Origin of the sequence: Ancylomarina sp. (assembly GCF_041555295.1) — a bacterium.
GTDB lineage: Bacteria > Bacteroidota > Bacteroidia > Bacteroidales > Marinifilaceae > Ancylomarina.
This window is the reverse complement of the sequence record NZ_JBFFKR010000113.1, coordinates 1-10,377: the sequence shown is the minus strand read 5'-3', so window position 1 is coordinate 10,377 and position 10,377 is coordinate 1. Positions and strand designations below refer to the sequence as shown.

At 36.0% G+C, this 10,377-nt stretch carries 6 protein-coding genes; all 6 read left to right on the top strand.

All coding sequences use genetic code 11. The features are described from left to right. Positions 1-1,423 (top strand): SusC/RagA family TonB-linked outer membrane protein (locus tag ABY905_RS09555; RefSeq protein WP_372642976.1); only part of this gene is annotated, 1,423 nt, incomplete at its 5' end. Positions 1,424-1,434: 11 nt separating this feature from the next. After that, complete coding sequence (locus tag ABY905_RS09550; protein ID WP_372642974.1) at positions 1,435-3,018, top strand: RagB/SusD family nutrient uptake outer membrane protein; 1,584 nt, start codon at positions 1,435-1,437, stop codon at positions 3,016-3,018. Positions 3,019-3,035: 17 nt separating this feature from the next. Then, positions 3,036-4,169, top strand: a complete 1,134-nt coding sequence (locus ABY905_RS09545) for a SusE domain-containing protein (RefSeq protein ID WP_372642971.1) — start codon at positions 3,036-3,038, stop codon at positions 4,167-4,169. Positions 4,170-5,023: 854 nt separating this feature from the next. Continuing rightward, the gene (locus ABY905_RS09540) at positions 5,024-7,996 is read left to right on the top strand and encodes a SusC/RagA family TonB-linked outer membrane protein (protein ID WP_372642968.1); all 2,973 of its coding nucleotides are present in this window, start codon (positions 5,024-5,026) and stop codon (positions 7,994-7,996) included. A gap of 19 nt (positions 7,997-8,015) precedes the next feature. Beyond that, entirely contained in the window at positions 8,016-9,581 is a 1,566-nt protein-coding gene (locus ABY905_RS09535) for a RagB/SusD family nutrient uptake outer membrane protein (RefSeq protein WP_372642967.1), read from the top strand. Positions 9,582-9,600: 19 nt separating this feature from the next. Further along, on the top strand, positions 9,601-10,377 hold a 777-nt coding region (locus ABY905_RS09530; protein WP_372642964.1), incomplete at its 3' end, for a SusE domain-containing protein.

The window sequence follows — 10,377 nt, the reverse complement described above, 5'->3', positions numbered from 1 at the left end:
TGATCTTGTAGGTGGCTATTCGTGGCAACATTTCTGGAGAGAAGATGCTAATGGTGCAACAACTACATTTGATGGGTCATTTGAAAAGAATCCTGCTTCACAATCTGGTACTGAAAATTACTTGGTTTCATTTTTTGGACGTATGAACTATACTTTCAAAGATCGTTACTTATTTACATTCACACTTCGTCAAGATGGTTCTTCAAGATTCTCCGAAGACAAACGTTGGGGACTCTTCCCATCCGCTGCTTTTGCATGGAGAATGAATGAAGAACTTTTCTTAAAGCAATTTGATAAGTTATCGAACTTAAAATTACGTTTAGGTTATGGTGTAACAGGTCAGCAAGAGATTGGACAAGGAGATTACCCTTACCAGGGAATCTATAATATCGGTGATAACCAGGCTCGTTATCAATTTGGTGACACATACTACAACACGATCCGTCCTAACGCCTACGATGCTGATATCAAATGGGAAGAGACCACAACTTATAATCTTGGTTTAGATTTCGGTTTCTTTAAAAACAGATTAAATGGTAGTATAGATGCTTATAAGCGCAAGACTAAAGATTTGATCAATGAAGTTGATGTGCCAGCAGGTTCAAACCTTAAAAACCGTGTTGTAACCAATATTGGTTCTCTCGAAAATGAAGGTCTTGAGATTGCTTTAAACGGAATAATTATTGCAAATGATGACTGGAATTGGGAATTGAATGCCAATGCTGCTTACAATAAAAATGAAATCACCAAATTAACTGACTCAAATGATCCTAACTTCAAAGGGGTCTTTACTGGTGGTATTGCTGGTGGTACCGGTAATAACATTCAAATTCACAGTACAGGTCATGCTGCAAACGCATTCTATGTCTATCAACAAATGTACGATGTAAATGGAAAACCTCTTGAAGGCGTTTATGTTGACCGCAACGGGGATGGTCAAATTACACTTGAAGGAGACCGTTATATCTACAAAAAACCATCTGCTGATTGGACTTTCGGATTCGGATCTAATTTGGGATACAAGAAATGGACACTATCAATGAATGCCCGTTTAAGTTTAGGGAATTACGTCTACAATAACATTGAATCAGACAAAGGTCATTTCGAAGGTGTTGTCAGCTCACTTAACAACATCACCAACCGTGTTGCTGATGCAAATGATGCGAAATTCTTTTCTGCACAATACCATTCTGATTATTTTATCCAAGATGCTTCATTCTTTAAGCTAGACAATGTCACTCTAGGTTATGACTTAGGTAAAGTTTGGCAAGATAAACTGAATATCTATTTGTATACCACTGTTCAGAACGTATTCACAATTACAGATTACAAAGGTTTGGATCCTGAGATATATGGCGGTATTGACAATAATATCTACCCAAGACCAAGAACATTCCTATTTGGAGTAAACGTTAATTTCTAATTCATTTCGACATGAAAACTAATATAAAAAAATATATCCTGATGGCCGCAGTGGCTTTGGGCTCAACATTAACTTCGTGTGTTGACGACCTGGATACTACGCCTATCGATCCTAATTATAAATCAGGAGATAAGATTTATGTTTCAGCTGAATCATACAAGCAAGGACTATCGAAACTTTACGGTTCGTTTGTACTAGCAGGACAAGAAGGTGCTGGTGGAAATGCTGATATTGCCGGAGGAGATCCAGGTTCTACAGTTTATACCCGTTTGTTATTCTACTGTCAGGAACTATCAACCGATGCTGCAATTGCAGCCTGGAATGATGGAGATATCAAAGAATTTCACAATCAAAAATGGACTGCAGGTAACGGTTTTGTGGGTAATATGTACACCCGCTTATACCTAACCATTGGGTTTATCAATCAATATTTAAGAGATACAGAATCGGGTAAACTAATTGGTTCATTAACTAGTGAAGACCTTAATAATATTGAGGTATACCGAGCTGAAGCTCGTCTGCTTAGAGCAATGGTTTACTACAATGCTTTAGACTTATTTGGTAGTGTACCTATTCTGACAGAAGCAGATCCTGTAGGTAAATTTAAACCAGAGCAGAAAACACGTAAAGAAATATTCACATTTATTGAAACTGAAGTTAATGAAATTGAAAGTCAATTAGCTGAACCAGGAAGTAACGAATATGGACGTATTGACAAAGGCGCTGCATGGTCTCTTATGGCAAGAATGTATTTAAATGCTGAAGTTTACATTAACGAAGCAAAATATACCGAGTGTATCGATTACTGTAAGAAGGTGATCCCTTTTTACTCATTAAATGACAGTTATCAGGAACTATTCATGGCTGACAATCATTTAAGAACCAATGAAATGATATTCGCATTTGCATGCGATGGATTAAGTTCTCAAACTTACGGTGCAACCACCTATATCATTCATGCTTCAGTGGGTGGTGATTATGTACCAGCTGATGCCGGGATTAACGGTGGTTGGGGTGGAAACCGTGTAACCTCTGCTTTTGTAAATAAATTTGATCAGGACAACGACCAAAGAGCCCTATTCTTTACAGAAGGTCAGGCTCTTGAAATTGACAAAGTTGGTGAATTTACAGAAGGCTATATGCTGGTAAAATACACCAACAAAAACTCTGACGGAACCAATGGTGCTGATGATAATTTTGTAGACACCGATTTCCCAATGTTTCGTTTAGCTGATATTTATTTAATGTATGCTGAATCCGTTTTACGAGGCGGTAATGGCGGTTCATTAGGAGAAGCCAATTCGTATGTCAATCAACTAAGAACTCGTGCCTACGGTAATATTTCAGGAAATATTGCTGAGGCAGATTTAAGTCTGGATTTTATTATTGATGAAAGAGCTCGAGAGCTTTCCTGGGAGTGTATGAGAAGAACAGATCTTATTCGCTTTGGGGAATTCAGTAACTCAAAATACTTATGGCCTTGGAAAGGTGGTCTTAAAGATGGCAAATCAGTAGATTCACACTACAACTTATATCCTATTCCATTAAGCGAATTAAATTCAAATTCGAATTTAACTCCAACTCCTGGATACTAATCTAAATTCAAATGAAGATGAAAAAAATATTATATTCTGCATTACTAGCTGGATTAGCTCTACTATCAGGCTGTACTAAGGATGCAAATCAAATATACATGAGTACAAATCCTGAAAAACCAGTTCTTCAACTTCCTGAAAATGGGGAGGCCTATATTATTAGCGAAGCAACTGGCGAAAATAACATCGCATTCAAATGGTCAGATGCTGATTTTGGAGCACCAACAGAGATTACTTATAAGTTACAAGCCGATAAAGATGGTGGCGATTTCTCAAGCCCTATTGAACTGGGTGAAACAACCAATAATTTTATAAGTCTAAAGAGTAGTGCTTTAAACGGACTGTTAATAAGAGCTGATTTCGAGGCAGAACTGCCTGTAATCGTTCTAATAAGAGTAACGGCTTCTGTTTCTTCAAACATTGCTGCACTTGCTTCCGAGGTTATCGAAACGAGTTTTAGCTTATACAAATTAGCAGACCCTAATGATGATGGTTCTCGTATCTATATGGTAGGCGGGGCTGTACCTGCAGGATGGAACCCTGGTGATGCTGTTGAAATGGTTAATATTGCACCTAATGTTTATCGTGCAACCACTACTTTTGCGGTAGACCGTTTCCGTTTCCTGGGACAAAAAGATTGGGATCCAATCAAATATATTTTCCCTGACTTCACTGGCAATGTTGACAGTAATTTCGAAAATGCCAGACAGGCAGACAGAGAAGATGGTGATGAAAACCTTTGGTTCAAGGGGACTCCGGGAGAATACACAATTACTATTGATTTAAACTCGAAATCAATCATACTAGATGCTGCACATACAGATGATAATTCCAGAATTTATATTGTTGGTGCAGGTGTTCCTGATGCTGGATGGGATCCTGGTAAAGCTGTAGAAATGGTAAACATTGCTCCTAATGTCTATCAGGCAATTACCGAATTTGCAATAGATCGTTTCCGTTTCCTGGGACAAAAAGACTGGGATCCAATCAAATATAACTTCCCATTTTTTAGTGGAGGTGTAAGTTCTAATCTTGAAAATGCCTTGCAAGATGATCGTGAAGATGGTGATGAAAACCTTTGGTTTAAGGGTACCACCGGAAAACATATTATAACAGTTGACCTTGGCAATAAAACCGTAATAATTTACTAATACTTAAAAGGTCGTTTATTTTAATAAACGACCTTTTTTTTCATATACCTTCTTCACAATAAATCTGTAAAAAAAACTCTAGTGCATATTTATTCTTCTACTCTTAGCTCTGAGTTTACATGAGATAAAGTCGTCATCACTACTTCTGCCTTCCCTACCGAAAAACATGAAGAGTCTACCACTGTGCAAACTTACAATAACTACACATGCTTATGATGCCAAATATTAGTCAAAGCATCAACGATCTTTTTCGTTTTCACACTTATATCAGGGTGATCTTTTAAAGATCTCGAAACTGTTGAAAATAGCAATCTCCAGCTCTTTAGCTATATCTTTAATACTTTACTATTTACTTCTCTCTTTTTTTTCTTATATTAGTATGTCGACTATATTTTTGTAATACACTGATAATACACTAAATATGACTCAAAACAGGCTCCTACTTCCTACTCTCAAGTATTAACATTTAGAATAAATCACAATTAATTTGAACCTTATTCTATGAATACATATTCACATATACATATGTTAACATATCAAACGTTTGCGGTGACGTTTGCGACGATTTTCAGTGCTTTTAACATTCATTAACTTATACGATTAATCAGGCAGTTTATATATTTATATAGAAAATAATTAAGGCTAACTTAAGATTTAGCTAACGATGAGTATACAATAAAGGAAGATTCATAGTCGGAAACATTGAGTTCAATAATTGTAAACTAGTTACTAAATCGGAACTTGATAGAATCAAGTAATAGAGTGGTACTAATTTCGGAAACGATTTAAATTAAACTCTATCTCATGAAACTATCATTACATCTAACTTCTTATTTATCTTAAATTTTAAATTTATGAAACTTAACATTAGTATGTTCAGAAAACTGCTTCTCATGTTAGTTATGGTATGTTCTTTTACCATTACACAAGCACAAGAGAAGCTAGTGACTGGTACAGTTACCGATGCAAACGATGGCATGGGAATACCCGGCGTTTCTGTAGTTGTTAAAGGAACAACTGTGGGAACAAGTACTAACATTGATGGTCAATTCACCATCTCAGCCGATGCCACATCTACTCTAATTTTTTCTTTTATTGGTTATAAAACACAGGAAATACTTGTTGGTACCCAAACTCAAGTTAATGTTGTTTTAGACATTGACACCGAAACCCTTTCTGAAGTTGTAATTGTTGGATATGGTCAAGTCAGAAAGGAAGATGCAACGGGAGCGGTCTTTACAGTAAAATCAGATGATTTTAACCAAGGTACTACCAGTTCTCCTCAAGATTTAATTGTAGGTAAAATTGCTGGTGTACAGATTATTAGTGAAGGTGGAGCTCCAGGTTCAGGATCAACAATTAGAATTCGTGGAGGTTCCTCAATGTCTGCAAGTAACGATCCTTTAATTGTAATTGATGGAATGCCCTTAGACAACAGAGGAATTGATGGAATGAGTAATGTTTTAAGTTCATTAAACCCTAACGATATTGAAACCTTTACTGTATTAAAAGATGCATCAGCAACTGCTATTTACGGATCACGTGCTTCTAATGGTGTAATTCTTATTACAACTAAAAAAGGAAAAGCGGGCCAAAAAATACAAATTACTTATGACTCTAAATTTTCAATAGGCAAAATTAAAGAGACTATCGATGTTTTAAGTGCTGATGAGTATAGAACTTTAGTGACTGCAAGAGCTGCAGATCATTCTTCTGTTAACCCTGCATTATTGGGTAAAGCTTCAACAGACTGGCAAGATGAAATATACAGAGATGCAACAGGACATGAGCATAATGTTGGAGTTTCAGGTTCGTACAAAAATATTCCATTTAGAGTTTCGGCTGGTTACACTGATCAGAAAGGTATTTTGCAGACTTCTGAAATGCAAAGAACCACAGGAACTTTAAATGTTAATCCTAGTTTTTTAGACGATCATCTAAAAATAAATATAGGTGTAAAATATATGGCTATTGAAAATCAATTTGCTGATAAAGGTGCCATAGGAAATGCTTTACGTATGGATCCCACACAATCTGTTTTTAATAATACAGGTATCTACGGAGGTTATACAACCTGGTTAATGGGTGATGGTTCCAGAAATGTGAATGCAACACGTAACCCTGTTGCTCAATTACAACAAAAAGATGATAATTCTGATGTATCAAGAGTAATCGCGGATTTTCAAGCTGATTATAAATTACATTTCCTTCCAGATTTAAAAGCAAGCATGAAATTAGGATATGACTATTCTGATAGTAATGGTGATGTAAATACTGATTTGGATGCTTCATGGGTAAGAGCTTCTTCTACAGGAGTAAAAAGAGATTACACTCAGGAGAAAAAGAATGAATTAGTAGATTTTTATCTTACTTATAATAAAGACCTGCCATCCCTAAGTAGTAAAATCAATGTAATGGGTGGTTACGAGTGGCAACATTTCTGGTCTAAATCTTCAGCTTTCGAGGTTGACAGAAATAATGATCAAATTGAAGACTCCAAAAATGAAACAGAAAACTACTTAGTTTCGTTCTTTGGTAGAGCCAACTACACATTCATGGATAAGTATATCCTAACAGCTACTTTACGTAAAGACGGTTCTTCAAGATTCCACGAAGATAATAGATGGGGAACTTTCCCTTCTGCAGCTTTTGCATGGAGAATGAGTGAAGAGTCATTCCTTAAAAACATTGATGTATTAAGTAATGCTAAAGTTCGTTTAGGTTACGGTATTACAGGTCAGCAGGAGTTAAATAGTGGTGACTATCCATACATGGGAACTTACCGATTAAGTGATTCAAGAACAAGATATCAATTCGGTAATCAGTTTTATACTTTAATAAGACCTGATGGATATGACGAAGGATTACAGTGGGAAAAAACAACAACGTATAATGCAGGTCTCGACTTTGGATTTTTCAATAACAGAATCAATGGTTCATTCGATATATATAAGCGAAAAACTGAAGATCTGTTAAATACAATTCCAGTACCAGCAGGAACAAACTTTACTGACAGATTATTGACAAATGTTGGTGATTTGGAAAACAATGGTTTTGAATTCACTGTCAATGCGATAGTAATAGAATCAGAAGATTTGTTTTGGGAAATTGGCTTCAACCTTGCTTATAACAAGAATGAAATTACCCGTTTGACAAATTATGATGATCCTAATTACAGAGGAGTTGAAACAGGTGATATTAGTGGTGTTGGCGTTGGTAATACTATTCAAATCAATTCAGTTGGGCACCCTCTAAACACTTTTTATGTATACGAACAAGTATATAATAGTAACGGGAAACCAATTGAAGGTCTTTATGTAGATAGAAATAAAGATGGAGAAATTACAACAGCCGATAAATACTATGCTAAAGATCCTGCACAGGATTATAATATGGGATTCTCCTCCAGCATCAAATATAAAGATTTTGATTTTGGATTTAACGGTAGAGTTGGTATTGGCGGGCAAATGTATAACAATGTTATAGTAGGAGGCCGTTATCAGGAGATGACCGTAAATGAGTACTTAACAAACATGCCTACAGAAATTAATAAGTCACAGTTTGAGACTGCTCAACAATACTCTGATTATTTCCTTGAAGACGCATCATTTTTAAGAATAGACAATATTACTCTTGGGTATAACTTTACTAAATTATTAAAACCTCTTTTCGGTTTTGATATAAACGCAAGGGCATTTGCAACAGTGCAAAATGCATTTGTATTTACTGATTATAGTGGGTTAGATCCTGAAGTTAACGGAGGAATTGACAATGATGTATATCCAAGACCAAGAACATTCTTGTTTGGATTAAATTTGAAATTTTAATTGATAAATGTTATTTATTATGGATAAGAAATATTTTAGAACAAATTACATCATGATAGCATTTGCATTATTATTTGCATGTGTATCGTGTGTCGATGATCTGGATACGGTACCTCTGGATGAGGATATAAAAACTGGAGAAAATGTACTGACAGATGCTGAATCTTATAAACAACTATTAGCAAAATGTTATGCAGGACTTATTTTAGGTGGTCAAACCGCAGTTGATTCTGATCAGGATATCAGTAGTATCAATGGTGGTTTCTCATCTTATCTAAGACTATTATGGAATCATCAGGAGTTACCAACAGATGAGGCTATTTGTGCCTGGAATGATGGTAATCTAAGAGATTTACACGATCAAGACTGGGACAGTTCGAATGAATTCGTTACAGCTATGTATTACAGAATTACTCTTCAAATAACCTATTGTAATAATCTGATTAAACTAACGAATGGTCAATCTGAATACAAAGCTTTTAGTGATGAAGCTAAAGCATTAAGAGCTCTAAGTTATTACCATATGTTAGATATGTTTGGACGTGGTCCATTTGTTACTGAAGAAGATGAAGTCGGTTCATTTTTCTTTCCAGAAATGGCTACACAGCAACAAATATTTGATTACATCGAGTCTGAACTTACAGCGATTGAATCTGAATTAGCTGAACCAGGAACAAACGAATATGGTAGAGCTGATAAAGGTCTGGCTTGGGCTATTATGGCAAAGATGTACTTAAATGCAGAGGTTTATATCGGAGTACCAAAATATACAGAAGCTATTACTTATTGTAATAAAATTATTGGTGGCGGGTATTCTCTTGAGTCAGATTATGCGAACCTATTCTTAGCTGATAATCATTTAAGAACTAACGAAATCATTTTCCCAATTGCATCAGATGGAAACAGCACTCAAACATGGGGTGGTATGACATTTATACTTCACTCTACAGTTGGTGGCGATATGCCAGCAAGTGAATCCGGTATCGACGGAGGCTGGGGTGGTAACAGAACTACAGAAGCATTTGTCAACCTTTTCCCTGACGTTACAGGAACAGATAAAAGAGGCATGTTTTATACTGAAGGACAAAATCTGGAAATAGAAGATATTTTCAACTTTAGAGATGGATATGCTCTTCGTAAGTTCAAAAACATTACTTCAACAGGAGCTGTAGGTTCAAATCTATCATTCCCTGATACTGATTTCCCTCTTTACAGATTGGGTGACTTCTATTTAGTGTATGCAGAATCTGTCGTTCGTGGTGGTGCCGGTGGCGATATGACTACTGCAACAGATTACGTTAACGAACTTCGAGAGAGAGCATATGGAGATGCATCTGGAAACATTACTGAAGCAGATTTAACCTTAAATTTCATTCTTGACGAAAGAGCACGTGAGCTACATTGGGAGTGTCACAGAAGAACCGATCTTGTTCGATTTGGAAAATTAACAACTGGAGATTACAATTGGCCTTGGAAAGGTGCTGTTGCAGATGGTAAAACTACAGATGCAAAGTATAATGTATTTCCTATTCCTTCGTCAGATATAAATGCAAATCCAAATCTGTCGAATATCTCAGGTTATTAATAGATTAAAAAAATACATTATGAAGAATATAAAATACATACTCATATTACTTCTCGCAGTAAGCTTTTTTTCTTGCGACGATGATGATATTGTGCAATTAAATGAAGCAAAGTATACACCAGCTACCAATATTGAAGGTTTTGGTGAAACTTTAGCAATATCAAAGGCTACAAAAGCTGAAACTATTCAGGTTTCATACACGCCTGCATCATACGGCGTAGATATTGTTGTAACGCATAAACTTCAATTTTCTACTTCATCTGATTTTTCTGATCCAACTACTTTTGATGTGAATGCTTCTGATAATGCTTTCACTTTCTCTGTTGGTGCTATTAATGAAGTATTGACTGAACTACTGGAATTAACCGTAGGTGAAGAAACTACCGTTTATGCAAGAATAATGACTTCTTCTCTTGAAGGCGTTGACACAATCTACTCTTCTGTTGTAAACTTTAAAACAACGCCTTATTTAGACATTCTATTTGCACCGAATACCTTCTATCTGTTTGGTGATGGTGTAGGACGAGTAGCGCAGAACAACAAGCTTAAATTTATCAAAGTTAACAGCGAACCTGATGATGCATGGATTATTGTGTGGATGGAAGCTACCGGTACTTTCAAGTTGTGTTCTGATGAAAACTACAAAGGAGTGATAGGAAAAATTGGAGATCCTGTTAATGGCGAGTACACATTAGGAACTGTAGACAACAGAGGTGAAGATATCCCAGTACCAGGAACAGCAGGATATTATACTGTTGGTGTAGATATGGCGAATAATAAGCTGTTGATTGAGCCT

Coding starts and splice junctions, on each gene's coding strand:
- ABY905_RS09550 (WP_372642974.1), top strand. CDS start 1,435: ATGAAAACTAATATAAAAAAATATATCCTGATGGCCGCAGTGGCTTTG.
- ABY905_RS09535 (WP_372642967.1), top strand. CDS start 8,016: ATGGATAAGAAATATTTTAGAACAAATTACATCATGATAGCATTTGCA.
- ABY905_RS09540 (WP_372642968.1), top strand. CDS start 5,024: ATGAAACTTAACATTAGTATGTTCAGAAAACTGCTTCTCATGTTAGTT.
- ABY905_RS09545 (WP_372642971.1), top strand. CDS start 3,036: ATGAAAAAAATATTATATTCTGCATTACTAGCTGGATTAGCTCTACTA.